This is a genomic window from Amycolatopsis sp. NBC_00438 (assembly GCF_036026695.1).
Lineage (GTDB): Bacteria > Actinomycetota > Actinomycetes > Mycobacteriales > Pseudonocardiaceae > Amycolatopsis.
In genome coordinates this window covers 4,158,277-4,175,628 of record NZ_CP107923.1, presented here as the reverse complement: position 1 = coordinate 4,175,628, position 17,352 = coordinate 4,158,277, and the positions used below count along the sequence as shown (strand labels likewise).

General features: G+C 72.4%; 14 protein-coding genes. 8 read left to right on the top strand and 6 right to left on the bottom strand.

Annotated elements, in window-relative coordinates; translation table 11 throughout:
* The first annotated feature begins 21 nt into the window (after window positions 1-21).
* Complete coding sequence (locus OG494_RS18385; RefSeq protein WP_328457276.1) at window positions 22-549, top strand: MarR family winged helix-turn-helix transcriptional regulator; 528 nt, start codon at window positions 22-24, stop codon at window positions 547-549.
* On the opposite strand, the gene OG494_RS18380 is transcribed toward OG494_RS18385, so the two are convergent.
* The 3 genes from OG494_RS18380 to OG494_RS18370 all read right to left on the bottom strand — a co-directional run bounded on the left by OG494_RS18380 (window position 478) and on the right by OG494_RS18370 (window position 6,417).
* A complete protein-coding gene (locus tag OG494_RS18380) occupies window positions 478-4,071 on the bottom strand; it encodes a discoidin domain-containing protein (RefSeq protein WP_328457275.1) in 3,594 nt (1,197 codons plus the stop codon). The two genes, OG494_RS18385 and OG494_RS18380, sit on opposite strands and share 72 nt — an antisense overlap.
* 12 nt (window positions 4,072-4,083) lie before the next feature.
* Window positions 4,084-5,187, bottom strand: coding sequence for a DUF5005 domain-containing protein (locus tag OG494_RS18375; RefSeq protein ID WP_328457274.1), 1,104 nt, complete (start codon window positions 5,185-5,187; stop codon window positions 4,084-4,086).
* A gap of 156 nt (window positions 5,188-5,343) precedes the next feature.
* A complete protein-coding gene (locus tag OG494_RS18370; protein ID WP_328457273.1) occupies window positions 5,344-6,417 on the bottom strand; it encodes a LacI family DNA-binding transcriptional regulator in 1,074 nt (357 codons plus the stop codon).
* A 93-nt stretch (window positions 6,418-6,510) separates the two neighbouring features.
* On the opposite strand from OG494_RS18370, the gene OG494_RS18365 reads away from it, so the two are divergent.
* Together OG494_RS18365 and OG494_RS18360 are read left to right on the top strand one after the other, a co-directional pair.
* Complete coding sequence (locus tag OG494_RS18365; RefSeq protein WP_328457272.1) at window positions 6,511-6,846, top strand: DUF3253 domain-containing protein; 336 nt, start codon at window positions 6,511-6,513, stop codon at window positions 6,844-6,846.
* Window positions 6,839-7,138, top strand: a complete 300-nt coding sequence (locus OG494_RS18360; RefSeq protein ID WP_328457271.1) for a hypothetical protein — start codon at window positions 6,839-6,841, stop codon at window positions 7,136-7,138. The genes OG494_RS18365 and OG494_RS18360 overlap by 8 nt, the downstream gene beginning before the upstream one ends.
* Before the next feature lie 750 nt (window positions 7,139-7,888).
* Here OG494_RS18360 and OG494_RS18355 read toward each other — a convergent pair.
* On the bottom strand, window positions 7,889-8,743 hold the full coding sequence (locus tag OG494_RS18355) for a helix-turn-helix transcriptional regulator (RefSeq protein ID WP_328457270.1): 855 nt from the start codon (window positions 8,741-8,743) through the stop codon (window positions 7,889-7,891).
* Window positions 8,744-8,863: 120 nt separating this feature from the next.
* Here OG494_RS18355 and OG494_RS18350 point away from each other — a divergent pair, with 120 nt between their 5' ends.
* Window positions 8,864-9,781 (top strand): NADP-dependent oxidoreductase, encoded by a 918-nt coding sequence (locus tag OG494_RS18350; RefSeq protein ID WP_328458967.1) that lies wholly within the window; start codon window positions 8,864-8,866, stop codon window positions 9,779-9,781.
* A 26-nt stretch (window positions 9,782-9,807) separates the two neighbouring features.
* Here the strand turns inward: OG494_RS18350 and OG494_RS18345 are convergent, their stop codons facing one another.
* A complete protein-coding gene (locus OG494_RS18345) occupies window positions 9,808-10,572 on the bottom strand; it encodes a dienelactone hydrolase family protein (RefSeq protein ID WP_328457269.1) in 765 nt (254 codons plus the stop codon).
* A 352-nt stretch (window positions 10,573-10,924) separates the two neighbouring features.
* Here OG494_RS18345 and OG494_RS18340 point away from each other — a divergent pair, with 352 nt between their 5' ends.
* The 4 genes from OG494_RS18340 (at window position 10,925) to OG494_RS18325 (ending at window position 15,233) form a co-directional block, all read left to right on the top strand.
* Window positions 10,925-13,372: a DUF7617 domain-containing protein gene (locus tag OG494_RS18340; protein ID WP_328457268.1), complete on the top strand. Its 2,448-nt coding sequence runs from the start codon at window positions 10,925-10,927 to the stop codon at window positions 13,370-13,372.
* 360 nt (window positions 13,373-13,732) lie between these two features.
* Window positions 13,733-14,101 (top strand): roadblock/LC7 domain-containing protein, encoded by a 369-nt coding sequence (locus OG494_RS18335; RefSeq protein WP_328457267.1) that lies wholly within the window; start codon window positions 13,733-13,735, stop codon window positions 14,099-14,101.
* 62 nt (window positions 14,102-14,163) lie between these two features.
* The gene (locus OG494_RS18330; RefSeq protein ID WP_328457266.1) at window positions 14,164-14,538 is read left to right on the top strand and encodes a hypothetical protein; all 375 of its coding nucleotides are present in this window, start codon (window positions 14,164-14,166) and stop codon (window positions 14,536-14,538) included.
* Window positions 14,539-14,576: 38 nt separating this feature from the next.
* Window positions 14,577-15,233, top strand: coding sequence for a hypothetical protein (locus tag OG494_RS18325; protein ID WP_328457265.1), 657 nt, complete (start codon window positions 14,577-14,579; stop codon window positions 15,231-15,233).
* 127 nt (window positions 15,234-15,360) lie between these two features.
* Here OG494_RS18325 and OG494_RS18320 read toward each other — a convergent pair whose 3' ends face one another.
* Window positions 15,361-16,965: a beta-1,3-glucanase family protein gene (locus OG494_RS18320; RefSeq protein WP_328457264.1), complete on the bottom strand. Its 1,605-nt coding sequence runs from the start codon at window positions 16,963-16,965 to the stop codon at window positions 15,361-15,363.
* Between the last annotated feature and the right edge of the window lie 387 nt (window positions 16,966-17,352).

Here is a 17,352-nt window from a genome sequence, read left to right as displayed (position 1 = left end):
TACTTTGCTAGGCTAGCCCGCATGACGACGACCGGCAACAAGCCACCCACCGCCGCGGAGGTCGACGAGGTCGTGCAGGCGGCCGACGCGGTGTTCTTCGCCATGAGGAAGGCCCGGTCGGCGGGTGCGGACCGGGACGGCGGGCTGTCGCTGCCGCAGGTCACCATGCTCGAGCCGCTGGCGACCGAGCCGGAGCTGCCGGTCGGGCGGCTCGCCGCGGCCGCCGACGTCTCCATTCCCACGGCCACCCGGATGCTCCAGCAGCTCGAAGGCGCCGGCGTGGTGGTGCGCCGGCGGTCACCCCAGGACGAGCGCAAGGTGCTGGTGGCGTTGACGGCGGACGGCGGCGAGCGCCTGAAGCGGCTGCTGGCCCGCCGGCGTGAACGTCAGGCGGCGGCGTTCGCCGTGTTCACGCCGGCGGAGCGCAAGCAGCTCGCCTTCCTGCTCCGGAAGCTCGTGCCGGTGATCGACGTCGTGTCAGCTGGTGCGGCGCGGGACGTTCAGCCCCTCCACGACGAAGCGCGCCCGGCCCGACGGGAGAGCGTGTGACGGCCAGGACACCGTCACCGTGGCCGTCTCGCCGGGCAGCAGCCACAGGTAGTTCTCGCTGCAGCGCAACGGAAGCACCCGCTCGTCGGTGCGGGCGTCGCGAGCCGAGACGCGGGCGCCCGCGGTGACCGCGCGGCCGGTGTTCTTCAGGGTCACCACGGCCTCGCCGCGGTCGCCGTCGCGCCGGACCGGGCCGGCGTGCAGCGAGACGTCGGCCGGGGTCTTGGTCAGCTCCCGCGCGTCCGCCGGGGTGCGGTAGCGCCAGTAGACGTTGCGCGACAGCTCGGCGCCGTCCCGCCCGGCGAGGCGCAGCCGCAGCAGGTGCAGGGCCGGCAGGGCGTCGGTGAACGGGACTGTGAAGGCCGCCGCGACCGAGGACGCGGGCACCGGGACGGCAGCGGTCACCGGGGTGCCGAGTGGGCGCCCGCGCAGGTCGAACAGCTCGGCGTGCACCGTCGCGCCGTCGAGGTTCCGCGCGGTCTGGTTGACCGCGTGCACCTGCCAGTCCGACAGCCGCGCCTGCACGTGGAGCGGCTCGCACCCCTTGCGCGCGCCGTGGAAGCTGCCGTTGGTGTCGAGGTCGTAGTCGTAGGTCTGCCAGACCGTGCTGTGGTGCGCGGGGTGCGACATCCACAGCAGCACGCCCGACGCGTCGTCCCACAACGCCGCGTTGTAGGCCTCGAAGATCGCCCGCATGCTCTCGTAGTTGACGAGCTGGGCCTTCGCGCAGAAGTCGTCGAGCGAGGTCCCCGGCCCGAACCGGTCCTCGATCGCGCCGCGGTAGGTGTCCGGGTTCTGGCCGCCGCGGGTGCACCAGTCGTGGTGGAACCAGACGTCGCCGATCGGCCACGACGGCTGGTCGCCGGCCAGGCGCCGCATGCTCTCCGCGACCGGCACGGTCGGCAGGCCGATCTCGCTGTGGAACCCGTAACTGCCGATCGAGTAGGTGTCACCGTCGAAGTAGCGCGCGGGGTCGATCCACGAGTACGGCCCGTGCCCGGTGACGACACCGCCCGCCGAGTTGCCCTGGTACCACAGCTCCGGCTGCTGGGCCGCGAGCATCTTCCGCAGCCCGGCGTCCATCGCGGCGGGCGGGTCGCTCTCGTTGGTGGCGCACCAGACCACAATGGACGGATGGTGCCGGTAGCGCACGACGGTGTCCGTCGCGATGGCCAGGAAGACGTCGTTGTCCGGCGGGAAGATCGCGTCCCCGGCCCAGAAGTCGTTCCACACCAGGATGCCGTTCTCGTCGCAGGCGGCGAAGAACTCCTCGCGGTTGCTGGACCCGACCCAGTTGCGGATCATCGTGAAGTTCATGTCGCGGTGCAGCGCGACGGCGTCGGCCATCCGGTGGGGGAGCACCCGGCGCAGCAGCTCGTCGAAGCCCCAGTTGCCGCCCTTGGCCAGCACGCGCACGCCGTTGACGCCGATCTGCAGCGGGGTGCCGGAGTTGCTCACCTTCTTGACGTCGGTCCAGGTCGCGCCGTCGTCGGAGACCTGCACGGTGAAGGTCAGCGCGTACGCGGTCTCCCAGGTCAGCACCACGTGGTCGAACGCCGCCGCGGCGCCCAGGTCCACCTGGATCCACTGGTTGTCGGAGTAGCCGGACGACCAGCGCGTGTCGTCGCGTCCGTCCACGGCGTTGGGGGCGCGGTCGTTCCCGTTGTCCTCCGACGACGCCGTCGCGGTCTTGCCCTGGGCCAGGTCCGGCCCGGAACCATCCACAACGGACAGTGTCCACAGCGAGATGCCGTAACCGGTGGCGCGCTTCCCGCCCTGGATCCGCAGGTAGCGCGCGGTGGTCCGGTCGAACTCCACCGTCTGGGGCGGCGAGTGGTCCGTGGCCGGGTCGATCACGATCGGCTGGGTCGCGGTGTAGCCGAACTGCCGCAGTCCCACGTGGACGGTCCGGCGGTCGCTGACCTGGCTGCCGACGCTCGCCGTGGTCGTCAACGGGTGCAGCTTCGGGTCGCCGTACCCGTTGGGCCACCACAGTTCCGGGCGCCGCAGCCGCAACGCCGGGTCGGTCGCCGGGCTGAACGTGACGTCGGTCGACGCGCCAGCGGCGAGGGTGACGCGGCGGCTGACCCGGGCGCCCGCCAGCTCGGCGGCGATCGTCACGGTCCGGGCCGTCGAGGACGCGTTGCGCACCGGCACGACCAGGGTCACCTCGGCGACCGACGTGTCGGGCAGGTTCGGCAGCCGGGTGTCGACACGCGGTTCGCCGAGCACGGCGTCGCCGGTCGAGCGCAGCCGGACGTGGTTCCAGATGCCCGCGCCGCGGTCGCGGACGCCGGGCATCCAGTCCCAGCCGCTGATCGAGATGTAGCCGGGCAGGTCCTGCTGCTCGGCGTTGGAGTTCAACGTCGAGACGCCGTCCGGCCCCTTGTCGCCGGGGTTGCCCGGGTGCGGCATCGGGTCGATCCGCACGGCCAGCGCGTGCGCGTCCTTCCCGCGCAACGCCGTGGTGACGTCGAAGGCGGCCCGCGCGACCGGGTGGGTGAGCGAGCCGACGGCGGTCCCGTCGACCCAGACCTCGGCGTGGTGGTCGATCCCGTCGAACTCCAGCCAGACGCGGCGGCCGGCGTCGAACCCGCGGGGCAGCGTGAACTCGCGGCGGTACCACCAGCTGTGCCGCGAAAGCGCTTCCGGGGCGCGCATGTTGCCGAACCCGGACGTCGGCTCGGGCAGCTTGCCCCGCTCGACCAGGGACGTGTGCACGGTGCCGGGCACGGTCGCGGGCAGCCAGGTCGACGTGTCGACACCGGCGCGAGCGAGCGTGGCGCCGTCGGCGGACGGCAGCCGAGAGTCCATCGTCAGCGTCCAGCCCGACTCGAGCGCGACCGTGCCGTCCGCGGCCGTCGCCAGCGCGGGCGGCCGGGTGGTGTGCCTGCCCCAGTCGGTCCAGCCCGTGGCGTCCGGCCGCGGGTGGTCGGACCGGCCGTACACCTCGAAAGCGTTGACGCCCACGGGGTTCGCGTTCGCCTGCTGCTTCGCGGTGAGCCGCACCCAGCGGGCCGTGACCGGCTTCGCCAGCGTGACTTCGACGCGGCCGCCGGGGGAGTCGGTGGCGGTGTGGACGCCCTGCCAGGTACGGCCGTCGGCCGAGACGTCGAGGCTGAACGCGACCGCGCAGCTGGACAGCACCTCCCAGCCGGTGGTGTTCAGGAACGGGTTGATCCCGGACGCCGGGGTGAACACCGGGTCCGCGGCGGTCGCCTCGAAGACCAGCACCACCGACTCGATCCGGCACGCGGCCTGCAGGTCCACGGCGATCCACTGGGGATCACCCGCACCCGCCCGCCAGCCCGAGCCCTTCACACCGGTCTCGGCCAGGCCGTCCACGGCGAACCACGCCGGCGTCGGCGCGTACGCCGTGGAGGACACCGTCACCGGCCGGTAGCGGGCCAGGTCGGTCGCCTGCTGAGCCTCGGCCGCGGCGGGGAGCGCGGCCGGCACCCCGAGCGCGGCGAGCAGCACGGCGTTGGACTGCAGGAAACTACGACGGGACAGACCGCTCACGGCCAGGGGCTCCTATCGGGAGAGCTTGAGATCGACGAACCGGGGCCGGTTGTTGTCGATGTTCGCGTAGAGGTCGGCCAGCTTCTCGCTGTTGGTGTTGTAGGAGATGACGAGCTCCCCGGGCCTGCTGATCTCGGGGTGCGCCGCGACGTTGTAGGTGTAGCGCCCGTTCCCGGCCTCGGGCGCGGTGTAGATCGTCTCGCCGCCGGTGAACGGCCCGATCGGGCTGCTCGCGTGGTAGGCGTGGATGGTGCTTTCCAGGCCCGAGCCGAACGTCGTGAGCAGGTACTCGCCGCCGATAGGCGTGACACCGAACGAGCTGCCGACGTTGCCGAGCAGCCGCGCCGACGCCGCCGGGTCGGCCGACCAGCCGTCCGCGGTCCGGAACTGCCACGGCCCGTCGAGCCGGCCGATCGGGGCGCGGGCGACGTGCAGGTACTTCGTGAAGCCTTCACCCTCGACGCCGTAGATGTAGGTCCATCCGCCGTCGCGCATCAGTTCGGTGCCCCACTGGACGTTACCGACCGACGCCACGTCGGTGAGCTTCTCCAGGCGGAACGTGTAAGGGTCGAGCGTCGCCAGCTTGGTCTTCGTCCAGGCGAAGTTGAACGGCGGCGGGTCGTCGGTCGGCGCCTGCTCGAACTCGATCACCCGCAGCTTGCCGCCGTCGACGATGCCGTCGCCGTTCCAGTACCAGTAGTCGTTCGGCTCACCCGGGCTGTTCGGCGTCGGGCCGACGAGGGACTTCGGGTGTCCCGGCGGACCGGGTGCGATCGTGGTGAGGATGTGCTTCGCGTCCGGTGTGGACAGTACGGCCGAGTTGTGCGTGAACGGCGACGACTCCGGCAGGCTGTCGTCGGCGCGCACGGGCCCGAAGAAAGTGTCGTTGTACAGCCAGACGTCCAATCCGGACGGCAGCCGCGTCGAGTAGGTGCCGTCGGCCGCGGCCCAGCCGACGCCGGGGCGGCGGCCGAAGTCCTGCCAGCGCTGGGTGAGCGCGGTGTCGGCGGTGGCGCCGAGAATCCGAAGTGGACGGTCGGTCGCGGCGGCGGGTCCGGCGATGGCGAGGGACGCGGTGACGGCGGCGGACAGTGCCAGGGTGCGGCGGAACTTCACGGGTCGCTCCTCAGGTGTCCTGGTGCTGATTGACAACGTTGGCAACGCGGCTCAGTCTCGGTCGGCGTTGTCAGCGTTGTCAATGGCCAGGACCGGACAGAACCGCAGTCCGGTGCGGATTTCCGAACCGGCCGCGGGCTCGCTGGGGGCGTCGGCTCAGTGCTCGGCCGGGCGCAGCGCGACACCTCGGCCCTCGCCCGACCCGCGCGGCACGAGCGTGGTCGGCAGGACCACCCGCCGCGGGCGGGAACGGTCGCCGTCGAGGCGGGCGAACAGCAGCTCCGCCGCCCGTTTTCCCAGCTCGCGGGGATCCTGCGCGACCACGGTGACGCCCAGCACCTGGGCCAGCTCCGAGTCGTCGAAGGCCACCAACGCCGTCTGTGGTGCGCCGGACTCGGCAATGGCCCGGGCGACGCCGCCGACCAGCCGCGGGTTGTCGGCGAACAGCGCCGTCGGGGCGTCGGGTGCGGCCAGCAGCTCGGCCGCGGACCGGTGGGCCGCCGCCGCGTCGACCGCGTCCGTGCGGACCGCGTGCGGTTCGAGGCCGGCTTCGGCCAGCGCCGCGCGGAAGCCGCGCAGCCGCTCCCGCGCCGTGTGGATCACGGGGGAGTGGCCGACGTAGGCGATCGCCCGGTGGCCCTGGCCGAGCAGGTGCGTCACGGCCTGCCCGGCACCCTCGGCGTGGGCGGCCAGCACGCAGTCCACCGGCAGCCGCCGCGGCGGGCGGTCGGCGAACACGATCCGCGTGCCGACGTCCAGTTCCGGGCGCAGGTGGTCGTGCCGGCGGTCGGCCGACACCACGATGAGCCCGTCGAGGCGGCGCTCGACGAACGTGCCGAGCAGCCCGCGTTCGCGCGCGGGATCCTCGTCCGAGCCGGCGACGAGGGTGGTGAACGACCGCGCCGTCGCGACCTGTTCGATCGCGCTGAGCATCCCGGCGTAGAACGGGTCGGCCAGGTCCGCGGCGAGCACGCCGATGCCGCCGGCGGGCCGGTCGGTCCGCCGAAGGCCCACCGCGTTGCTGTTCGGCCGGAACCCGAGCCGGCGGATCTCGGCCTGGACGCGGCCGCGCACGTCGTCGCTGATGAACGGGTAGTTGTGCACCACCCGCGACACCGTCTTGACGCTCACCGACGCGGCCGACGCGACGTCGCGCATGGTGGGCCGCCCGGTGGGCGCCGGGCCACGCCGGCCGGCCGCCGGCCGCTCCGCATCCGAGGCTCGCGTCACGGCGGCGACCCTACCTCAGGCCCGGAGCCTTTGTCGGGCAACAGGATTCACCGCGAACCGGCGCCGCGGGCCAGTCGGTGCGATGCTGGCGGGATGACCGATCCGCGGCGGGAACTCGAGCGAATCCGGGACGGCGACGGCCCGGGCTCCGGCCACGCCCGGGCGGCGCTGACCGCCGAGACCCCGGAAGAACGGCTCCGCGCCACCATGCTCGCCCTGACCCTCGGACGGGGCGCGGACCGCAGCACCTGCCCGTCCGACGCGGCCCGGGCGGTCGCCGACGACTGGCGTCCGCTGCTGCCGCGGGCCCGGGACGTGGCGCGAGAGCTGGCCCGCGCCGGTGAGGTGCGGGTCACCCAAGGGGACCGCACGCTCGACCCGGACGGCGAATGGCGCGGGCCGATCAGGATCCGGCTCGCCGATGGCTGAGCCGGAGCGCACGCCGGACGGACGCTTCGTCGTCGTCGACGGCCGGCGCTGGCGGGCCACCGACCCCGACATCCCGGAGGACGCGGCGGCCCGGTTGCGCAGCTTGCTGATGCGGGCCCGCCGGGACGTCGGCGCGGCCCGGCGCGGCCGGGACGTCGACGCGGAACGGGAGGCCCGGTCCCGGGTGCATGCGGCGAAGATCGCCTTGGGCGAGCGTGGCACTCCCTGGTGGGACCAGGATGCCGAGCAGCGGCGGCAACGCTGGCAGCACGGCCTCGACGTCCTGGACTGAACCTCGGCCGAGGCCGGCGCCCGGCCGGCGCCACGTCGTAGTGCCGCGCATCGCAGGCCGTCCGGCGCTGCAACGAGCCTCGCCCGCCGGCTGCGCCGAACCCGCCGGCTGCGCCGAACCCGCCGGCTGCGCCGAACCCGCCGGCTGCGCCGAACCCGCCGGCTGCGCCGAACCCGCCGGCTGCGCCGAACCCGCCGGCTGCGCCGAACCCGCCGGCTGCGCCGAACCCGCCGGCTGCGCCGAACCCATGCAGCTGCGCCGAACCCGTGCAGCTGCGCCGAACCCGCCGGCTGCGCCGAACCCGCCGGCTGCGCCGAACCCGCCGGCTGCGCCGAACCCATGCGGCTGCGCCGAACCCGCCGGCTGCGCCGAACCCGCCGGCTGCGCCGAACCCGCCGGCTGCGCCGAACCCGCGCGGCTGCGCCGAACCCATGCGGCTGCGCCGAACCCATGCCGGCTGCGCCGAACCCATGCCGGCTGCGCCGAACCCATGCGGCTGCGCCGAACCCAGCCGGCTGCGCCGAACCCGCCGGCTGCGCCGAACCCGCCGGCTGCGCCGAACCCGCCGGCTGCGCCGAACCCGCCGGCTGCGCCGAACCCGCCGGCTGCGCCGAACCGCCGGGCCCCGCCCGCCCCGCCGAACCGTCCGCCCCCGCCGGTCCCGCCGGTCCCGCCGGTCCCGCCGAACCATCGGCCCCGCCGGCCCCGCCGAACCGTCGGCCCCGGTCGCCGGGTCTCGGACGCGGGACGTCAGCGGTCGGCGACCGGGTCGTGCTCGTGTCGCGGCCCGAGGACGCGCAGCATCTCCAGGGCGTCCGTGCCGCCGGGTGGTGGGGTGAAGACCCGCAGCCGCTGGTCCGCCGCCGGGGTCGCCAGCGTCTCGCAGTCGAACTCGATGCCGCCCAGTTCCGGGTGCCGCAGGCGGTAGCGGTGGGCCCGGCGGACCGCGACCTCGTGCCGGTCCCACAGCTGCGTGAACTCGGGACCGGCCGCTTGCAGCCGCCCGAGCAGCGTGCGTGACGCCTCGTCGTCGCCGCGGCGGGCGACGGCGGCGCGCAGGTCGGCGACCAGTTCGCGGCCGTGCTGCTCGTGCTCCTCGGCCTCGAAGTGGCCGCGGACGCGCGGCTCGGTGAACCAGCGCAGGACGATGTTGCGGTCCTCCCGGGCCACCGTGCACACGCACCCGAACAACGCCAGCGCCAGGTCGTTCTGGGCCAGCAGGTCACCCAGGTCGCTCAGCACCTGGACCGGCACGCCGTCGAGGCGGTCGAGCAGGTACAGCAGGCCCGGGCGCAGGTATTCGCCGGCCCGCGCACCCTCCGGCGGGCGGTGCCCGGCGAGCAGGTACAGGTGGTCCCGCTCGTCGGTGGTCAGCCGCAGCGCCCGGGTCAGCGCGGCCAGCAGCTGCTCCGACGGCTGCGGGCTGCGGGCCTGCTCGAGCCGCATGTAGTAGTCGGCCGACATCCCGGCGAGCACCGCGACCTCCTCGCGGCGCAGGCCCGGCGTCCGCCGCCGCGGCCCGTCGACCAGGCCGACGTCCCGCGGGGTCAGCCGGCTCCGGGACCGGCGCAGGAAATCGGCGAGCTCGGCGCGGTGCATTCCCATGTGCTCATGGATAGCACCGATCGCCGGTGCGGATCATCGGACCGCGAGTCCTAGGCGGACCGCTCCGTTCCCGGGACGCCGGAATCGGAGCACGGTCGTGGGGTGACCGAGACGAAGAAGATGAAAGCGGTGCGGTTCCACGAATACGGCGGCGTCGACGTCCTGCGGGTCGAAGACGTGACGCGCCCGGTGCCCGGCCCCGGGCAGGTGCTGGTCGAGGTCCGCGCGGCCGGGATCCAGCCGGGTGAGGCGATGATCCGGGAAGGCGCGCGGCACGAGCGCTGGCCGGCGGTGTTCCCGTCCGGGCAGGGCAGCGACCTGGCCGGCGTCGTGGTCGAGACCGGTCCCGAGGTGCGCGGGGTCGCGGTCGGCGACGAGGTCCTCGGCTTCACCCACGAGCGGGCGAGTCACGCGGAGTTCGCCGTGGTCGACGACGTCCGGCTGACGCCGCGACCGGCGGGGCTGCCCTGGGACGTGGCCGGGTCGCTGTACGTCGCCGGGACGACCGCCTACGCCACCGTGTTCGCGGTCGACCCCGCGCCGGGTGACACGGTCGTCGTCTCCGGCGCGGCCGGCGGGGTCGGGTCGCTGGCCGTGCAGCTCGCGCGGCGGACCGGCGCCACGGTGATCGGGCTGGCGAGCGAGCCGAACCACGCGTGGCTGACCGGCCACGGGGTCGTCCCGGTCGGCTACGGGGACGGGGTGGCCGATCGGATCCGGCAGGCCTCCGGCGGGCAGGTCGACGCGTTCATCGACACGGTCGGCGACGGTTACGTGGCCCTGGCGGTGGAGCTGGGCGTGCGGCCCGAGCGGATCGACACGATCCGCGACTGGCGGGCCGCGGTCGGGATCGGCGCGCGGACCGCCGGCGAAGGCGCGGCGGCCTGCGCGGTCGTGCTCGGCGAGCTGGCCCGCCTCGCCGCGCGCGGGCAGCTCGAGGTGCCGATCGCCCGGACCTACCCCCTGGCGCGGGTCCGGGACGCCTTCCGCGACCTGGACCGGGGGCACACGCACGGCAAGATCGTGCTCCGGCCGTGACGACCTTTCCCCCGGTCACGACGTGGTCAGCTCCGGGGGAGCTCACCGCCGGCCAGGGTGCGGTCGAGGAGCGGGAACAGCCGATCCCAGTGGCGCTGCAGCGCCACCGGGTTGAACGCGTCGGTGTCGGACATGGTGTAACCGTGGACGGAGCCCGGGTAGATCTCGGTGCTGTAGGCGGCACCGGTGGCGTCCAGGGCCCGGTTGAGCTCGTCGACCGCCTCGGGCCGCATGTCGTTTTCGGACAGCCCGAAGTGGACCTCGGCGGTGAGCTTCGCCAGCAGGCGGTGCGGGCTGTCGGGTCCGTCGGTGACGAGGAAACCGGGGTGGAACCCGGCGACGGCGGCCACCCGCTCCGGACGGGCCGCCGCGGTGCGCAGCGCCAGGGCGCCGCCGATGCAGTAGCCGATCACCGCGGCCGGTCCGGCGCCGACCTCGGGCTGGGTGGTGAGGAACCCCAGGTAGGCGTCGGCGTCGCGCAGGATGCGCTCGGTGGTGTGGTCCGCCAGCAGGGGCATCAGCCGGGCGATGATCGCGGGCCGGATCTCCTCGCCGATGTGCTCGGGGAGGTCGACCACCGGCGCCGGGCCGTGGCGGTAGTAGAGGTTGGGGACGAGCACGTAGTACCCGTGCCCGGCCAGTTCGCCGGCCTTCTGTTCGAGCTCGGGCCGTAGGCCGAAGGCGTCGGAGTACAGCAGCACCGCCGGGTGGCGCGCGCCGTCGCCGGGGAAAGCGGCGAAGGCGTCGGCCCGGCCGTCGGCGGTGGGTACGTGCAGGGTCTTGGTGGGCATCGTTCTCCGGTCGTGGTCGGGGTGTGGAGCGTGCGATCGACCCGACGGCGGCGGTGCCCGCGCGGCGCTCAGAAGAGTACCGGGTGACCCGTCTGTGTGTGGCGCGAGGCCGGCCCGGTAGTCATACCCGACAGCATAACTCGGAAGAGTGACGCCGTGCGTGCGTCCAGGTGACGGCGAGGCGAAACGGTCATCGCCGGACCAGGTGGCCGTCATTTCGTGGTGGTAACGAATTGCGCCATCGGAGTCACCGGCATCGGCGCTCGGGTGGCGTCCCTTCAACGATTTCCCCGCGCGGCATACGCTTTTCTTCCGGTACTGAGAAATCGCGAAAAAGAATCGAGGAACGTTCATGCGAAGACGCATGCGTGCGCGCCGCCTGGGGGCGGCAGCCTTGCCCCTCGTGCTCGTGGCCGCGGCCTTCCCGCTGCCCGCGGCGGCCGACCCCGCCCCGCCGGCGGCCCCGTCGGCTCTGACGAAATCGGTGCAGGACACCGGATCCCCGGCGGACCACGGTGCCACCGCGAACTGGGTCATCGGCTACGACGACCACGCGAGCGCCACCGGCGCCGCGGCCATCACCGACGTCGTCGGCGCGGGGCAGTCCTACCGGTCCGGCTCGCTGCACGCGCCGCCCGGGTGGACGCCGTCGTGGTCCACCGACGGCAGCACCTTCACCGGCACCGAACCCGCTTCCGGCGTCACCGCCGTCCGCGCGACGAACCCGCGCTCCGGGCCCGACGCGACCTCGTTGTCCGGCTCGCTCACCCCGCCCGTGCAGGCGGTCACGACCGCGACCGGCGGCGACGGATTCACCCCGCTGCTGAACCGCACTCCCGACGGCACGCTGCAGGCGTGGAACATCTACCACCACGTCAACACCGTCAACCAGAAGCTGGTGTGCACCGACGTCGGCACCGGCCAGCGCTGCCCTGGCGGCCCGTGGCCGAAGCCGCTCAACACCGCGCCCGGCCCGCTCGGCAACGGCAACACCGGCGACATCGCCAGCACCCTGACCCCGCAGTACGTCCGGAACCCGGCCGCGCCCGCGCAGGTCTACTACCCGGCCCTCACGGCCACGTCGGTCGGGGTCGGCTGCCTCGACCTGGCCGCCGCGGCGAACTGCGGGTACTGGCCGCTGACGGCGACCGGCGGTTCCCCGTCCGCGGTCAACAGCATCGCGGGCCTCGTCGAAAGCGGCGGCAACCTGTACGGCGTCGTGAGCACCGGCGCGGTGGTCTGCTGGACCATGGCCACGAAGAGCGCCTGCGGCGGCCAGCCGTACGCGCCGATCGTGCCGCCCAGCAACAACCAGCCGGGGAACACCCTCGCCCACATCTACGGCTCGATGACCGTCGTGGCGGGCAAGGTGTTCGCGTCGTCCTCCGTCCCCGGTGTCGGCCGGCCCGCGCTGGGCTGCTTCGACCCCGCGACGGCGACGGCGTGCACCGGCTGGGCGGCGTCGAAACCGACCGGCCCGCCCGGGAACTACACCTACAACGCCTACACCTTCTTCAGCACGGCGGGTGCCCCGGTGGGCGCGTGCTCGACGACGAGCGGGGCCACGGACGTCACCACCTGCTTCGCACTCGACGGCTCGGCCCTCCCGGCCCCGCCGATCGCGGCCGCGCTGCCGGCCGGGGTGTGGGTCTTCAACCCGGAGGTCGTCACCGACCCGGCCGGGCACCTGCGCAGCTACCTCGCGATCTGGAACGGGGGGTTCGCCGGGGCGGCGCTGTGCCACGACTGGACGACCGGTGCCGCGTGCGCGGGCCTGACCGGCCCGATCACGCACCCGGGCGCCGCCGGTGGCAACACGCGGGACTACGGCTACACCTACGACCCGCCGACCGGCTGCCTCATCGGCCTGGGCGACGCGGGTGTGCTGTTCTCGATGGATCCGGCGACCGGCGCCACACCGTGCGTCCGGTCCGGCGGGCAGGTGACGCTGAAGCCGGGTGACTTCTCCTGCGACGGCGGTACCGGGCACGTCCAGGGCTACACGGCCGCGCGGCTGACCGGCATCACGCCGTCCAATGTGGACTTCGCCGCGTCGCGGGTGACGGTCGTCGACCAGAGCGGCACCGTCGTCCCGACACCCGGCTTCGCCCCGGACGGCTCGGTCGACCTGACCGGCGTCTCGGCCGCGGCGCACCCGTCGATCACGGTCACGACGTCGCTGGTGCTCACCAGCGCGGCCGACTTCGGCGGCGGCAACCAGCCGCAGCTGATCGTCGGCTACGCGGGCGACGCGCCGCAGCTGTGCTTCTCGACGACGATCGCGGCGGACTGCGCGGTGTCGTCGGTGGCGAACACGGCCACCGGCACCGACACGACGGGCGCGTTCACCTCCAACACGGTGACGCTCCCGGTCGCGCCGGGCGCGGCGTGCACGCCGAAGGTCACGGTGCAGAAGGAGATCTGCGTACCGGCGACCGCGTCGAAGTGCGGTCCCGGCGGGGTGGGGCCGTGGGCGAAGCAGGCCCCGGTCGGTCTGCTGGGCCTGCTGAACGCGACGGCGTACTGGCGGATCACGGTGACGAACCAGGGTCCGGTCGCCATCACGGCCGGTCAGGTCGTGGACAGCGTGGAGCCGTCGTGCCAGACGGGCCCGTTCACGCTGGCGGCGGGAGCGTCGAAGCAGGTGTACTGCTCGACCTACGCCCTGCTGAGCCTGTTCCCGATCACCAACCGCGCGAAGGTGGGTTATGTGCCGGTGAACGTCCCGCCGGCGACGCCGCCGACGTACACGGAGTGGTCTTCGGCGACGGCGTGCTCGTTGCTCTGCATTCTCCAATAGGCCCAACGGAGCAAGGGAATGGTCCGTCGCGGTGAGTGACGGTTGGTGAATCGAAGTGCCGCCCGTGGGCGCGGTCTGTTTCCGCGGTCGCACGGGCGGCATTTCGGCACTTCACGGCACCCGGCCGGGAATTTGAAACCGACGATTCGCCGTCCGCGTGATTCACCGACGTCTTCGATATGATCGAAACTCCATTGTTACGACACGGGGGTTGATTCACTCGATCGTGTAAGCCTCCTCGTGGTTTTCCGAAGTCGATAGGCGGGAAGTGGTGCCGGAGGTAGGGTCTGCCGTCGGAAGAGTGACCCGAATGGTTGATCTCCCGAGTCGTCTGCCATTTTCCGGAAGAAAGAACGAACAGTGGACTTCGACGCACTGGCCGGCGAACTGCGAAATCTGCGGGAAAGCGTCGCCGGGGTGACCGACACCGTGCTGGCCGCGGTCGACGGGATACCCATCATCGCCGATTCGGCGGACACCATCGACCCGGCGAAGATCTCCGCCCTCGCCGCCGCAGACCTCGGGATCGCCCGCCAGGCCGCGCAGGTCACCGGGCAGGGCACGCTGAGCCAGACCGTGGTGTTCAGCAGCGAGGGGTACATGGCCGTCTACGCCATCGGCCGGCTGGCGCTGATGGTCGTCCTGGGGGACAAGGGACTCAACGTCGGGCGGCTCCTGTTCGAGTGCCGGCCCGTCATCGAGCGGATCAGCTCCATCCTGGCCGCGTGATGCCCGGCGCACATCGGGGACGCGAGGCCGCCGACCACCCATCCACAAAAGGAAGTGACGTCATGACGAACATCGACACCGCATTGAAGGAAGCCATGTCGATCGCCGGCGCCGTCGGCGTCGCGCTGGTCGACTACGAAAGCGGGATGTCGCTCGGCACCAGCGGCAGCGGAGAATGGCTGGACCTGGAGGTCGCCGCGGCCGGCAACACCGAGGTCGTGCGGGCGAAACTGCGGGTCATGTCTTCGCTCGCGCTCAACGACAACATCGAGGACATCCTGATCACGCTGCACCGCCAGTACCACCTGATTCGGCTGCTGAACTCGGTGTCGTCGCGGCAGTCGCTGTTCCTGTACCTGGTGCTGGACCGGGAGCGGGCGAACCTGGCGCTGGCCCGGCACTACCTCAAGCGCATCGAAGCGGACCTGCAGGTATAGCGGCCGTCGTTCCCGCGTTTCCAGAGGAGGAGTCGGCGTTGACCGGAGGCGGGTCCAGCGCCGCGCTCGTCATCGGGTCGGCGTTCCTGGACGACCTCGGGCCCTTGTTCCCGGTGCGGCTGAACCTCGCCGGCGAAGACCTGGAATTCACGTTCGTGCTTTCGGAACACCCGCCCGGCGGCGTGACGCCGTGGGTGCAGCAGTGGTCCGGCACCGGAGTGGCCGGCCTGGTGCCGCGGTTCTTCGTCGACGCGAGTGGCCGCCGGATCCGCGTCGAGCTCGCCGGGTCCGCGGTCCGGGCCGTGATCGTGGTGCCGGCGGAAGACCCGGCCTCGCCACACCGGGGCCGGTGGCAGGACCAGGTGCCCACGGCGCTGAAGCTGGCGCTGGAGGAGATCGCGCGGATGCTGTCGCGGTGTCACCACTACGCGGGCGGCACCGAGCCGCTGATCGACCTGGAGCTCGGCTACCGGCCGGAAGCCGGCTACGAGGCCCGGCTGGCCGCGGCCCACGAGACGGCGAAAGGCTGGGTCCGCCCGGTCCGCCCGGTGCTCGGGATGCGCTGGCGCACGGCGACCGCGGCCCAGCGCAAGGCGTTCGCCGACGAGCTGCCGGAGGTGACGTCGGCCCGCCGGTGGATCCGCCGGCGGCGCACCGCCCGGATCATGGGCCTCGAGGTGGAGCTGCCGCCTTGAACGGCGGCGGGGTTCAGCGGTACCGGCCGCGTGGTGCCGGGGTGGAGCTGAAGAATCGGCGGTGGAAACGGTGGTGGCCCCGGTGGATCCGGGGCCACCACAGCATTACGGGCTCGGCGTCATCGGCTCAGCCTTGGTGCCACTTCTGGTTCGCGCCGCCGGTGCAGTCCCACAGGACGAGGGGCGCGCCGTCGTCGCCGTTCCAGCCTTGGATGTCGACGCACTTGTTGGCCTGCGGGTTGACGAGGTCGCCCGCCGCGCTCAGGACGAACTGCTGGGCGGCGTTGCCGCTGCACGTGGCGATCTGGATGACCGCCCCGTTCGCCGTGGAGCCCCAGGCGACGTCCATGCACATGTTGTTCTGCGTCTTCAGCGTGCCGCCGGTGAAGGTCCAGTTCTGGGCGATGGTGTTGTTGCAGCCCCAGGTCTGGAGGTGGACGCCGTCGGCGAAGTTCTGGCTCGGCACGTCGACGCACTTGCCGTTCCAGTTGCTGATGAGCCGGTTGCCGGACGTCGGCGGCGGGGTCGTCCCGCCACCGCCGGTGAAGCTGTTCAGCGTGATGCCCGCGGCCCGGGGGCTGCCGTCGTTCACCAGGGACTCGAAGTTGCCGACGTCGTCGAAGGCGAACGCGTAGGCCTTGCCGTCGGCCATGTTCGCGTGCACCAGCCGCGCGTACTGGTTGGTGGGGTTGCTCTTGTAGAAGTCGCCGGCGTTGCTGCTCGGCTGGGTGTCGATCGTGCCCAGCGTGCCGCGGTTGAGCGCGGCGCACAGCGTCCGGGAGATCGGGCCGACGACCTGGTCGTTCGGGGCGGCCAGCGCGCCGTCACAACCCCAGACGTTGGCCGAAGACGGCTTAGTGAACGATGCCACCTGCTGCCCGGCCGTGTTGGTGAAGTTCATGACGTTGCCGGAGGTGCGGCCGAAGTACTTGGTGTTCGGCTGATCCCCGAACGGCACGACGGTCAGCGTCTTGCCGGTGTAGGCGTTCCAGGCGGAGGTGATGTACGGGTCGAGGTAGGTGCTGCTGAGCTGGCCCGCGTCGGCCGCCTTGCCGGGGGCCAGGACACGCAGGACCGTGCCGTCCGAGCGGGTGTAGACCGAGCCGCCCCAGCCGGACTGGCCCTTGATGCCGTTGATGACGTTGTCGCGCCCGTTGGCCACGAGCGTGCCGGTCGAGTTCACCGCGCCGGCCCCGGTCGTGACGCTCACCGTGTGCGGGATGGCGAACATGTCCACCTGCGAGCTGTTCAGCCAGAGGCCGGCGTCGTTGTAGGTGAACTCGCTCCAGTCGAAGAGGATGTCGCGGTTCGAGTCGCCGCCGGCCCACGGCGCCGGCTGGACCAGGCCGTCGGGCGTGAGGTAGAAGTTCAGGCGCTGGCCCATCGAGAAGTACACGCGGCCGGAGATGTTGCGGGGTATCTGGATCGTCGTGCTGCCGCCGTTGCCCGGGCCGGCGATGGAGACGTCGGGTGCCGGGGTCGGGGGATTGCCGCCGCCGCTCCAGGCGGTGAAGGTGCCGCCGGCGTTGACGTAACCGAGCCGGCCGGTGCTGAGGTTGACGCCGAGGACGTACAGGTAGACGGCGTCACCGCGGCCGGTGTTGTTGGTGATGGACAGCGGCAGGAGTGCGGGACCGGACGCCGCGGCGGGGGTGGCGCCGCCCCACACGGCCGTCGACACCACCGCCGCGAGCGCGGCGATGATCGCGGTCAGCTTTCTTCGAGTTCGCATCGGCGACTCCTTTGTCCGGGGTGGGTGACTCCGATCGGAAAACTCGAAGGCGGAACGCGACGACGTTGTCAGCGCGCGCCGTCACGAAGGGCGCGGACACCTCGAACAGGAGCGGGCTGAACTCGTTTCACGGGCCGACGATCGTCGACGGAGTAGTCAGCGACGGTAGGCCTGTGCCACTCATCGGGTCAATGGTCTAGACGAATCTCGGGTCTCTCGTGCAGCGGCGCTGCCCTGGTGGCCGTTGACCTGCCGGCCGCTTCGCTGCGTGTTGAAACGTCACAATCCGAGTTGGCCGGTCAGGATGGTGTCTCGGACCAGGTTTTCGCAGGTCGTTGACTTCAACTTCTAGCCCGTAGTAGCGTCACCGCGTCGAGTCTGTGAAAC